The following is a 1,060-nucleotide window of genomic DNA, read 5'->3' on the forward strand; positions in this document are numbered from 1 at the left end:
TTTAGAGCGCGTTGCCGCGGGGTAGGACTTCTTCGGGGAACTCAAAGCGCTCGTGCGGCTGGTCCTGCGGCGCCATCCAGGCCCGAATCCCCTCGTTGAGCAAAATGTTCTTCGTGTAGAACGTCTCAAACTCAGGATCTTCTGCCGCCCGCGTCTCCTGACTGATAAAGTCATACGCCCGCAGGTTCAGCGCCAACCCCACCACTCCAATGCTCGACATCCACAATCCCGTCACCGGCACAAACAACATGAAAAAGTGCAGCCACCGCTTGTTGGAAAACGCTATCCCAAAAATCTGGCTCCAGTACCGGTTCGCCGTCACCATCGAGTACGTCTCTTCCGACTGCGTCGGCTCAAACGCCCGAAACGTGCTCGCCGCTTCCCCATCCTGAAACAACGTGTTCTCCACCGTCGCCCCATGGATGGCACACAGCAGCGCTCCACCCAACACGCCGGCCACCCCCATCATGTGGAACGGGTTCAGCGTCCAGTTGTGGAACCCCTGGAAAAACAGCAAGAAGCGGAAAATCCCCGCCACCCCAAAGCTGGGGGCAAAAAACCAACTGCTCTGCCCCAGCGGGTAAATCAAAAACACGCTCACAAACACCGCAATCGGCGCGCTGAAGGCAATGGCGTTGTAGGGCCGCACCCCCACCAGGCGGGCAATCTCAAATTGCCGCAGCATAAAGCCAATCAAGCCCAGCGCCCCGTGCAGCGCCACAAACGTCCACAGCCCGCCAATCTGGCACCAGCGGGTAAAGTCCCCTTGGGCTTCCGGGCCCCACAGCAGCAGCAGGCTGTGCCCCATGCTGTCGGCGGGGGTGGACACGGCCACGGTCAAAAAGTTGCACCCTTCCAGGTAGGAGCTGGCCAGGCCGTGGGTGTACCAAGAAGTTACAAAGGTGGTGCCGGTCAGCCAGCCGCCCAAGGCCAAGTAGGCGCAGGGGAACAGCAGCAGCCCCGACCAGCCGATAAACACGAATCTGTCGCGCTTGAGCCAGTCATCGACGATGTCGAACCATCCTCGCTCCTGGCGTACGCGCCCTACCGCGATGGTCAT

The 1,060-nt window shown here is 60.3% G+C and carries 1 protein-coding gene; it reads right to left on the minus strand.

The window, feature by feature from the left end:
- Position 1: 1 nt before the first annotated feature.
- Positions 2-1,060, minus strand: a 1,059-nt coding sequence (psbD, locus tag NW857_RS13140) for a photosystem II D2 protein (photosystem q(a) protein) (protein ID WP_414336211.1), incomplete at its 5' end; no start/stop codon positions are given.

It is taken from the genome of Synechococcus sp. H55.9 (assembly GCF_047462355.1).
In the GTDB taxonomy this organism is placed as follows: domain Bacteria; phylum Cyanobacteriota; class Cyanobacteriia; order Thermostichales; family Thermostichaceae; genus Thermostichus.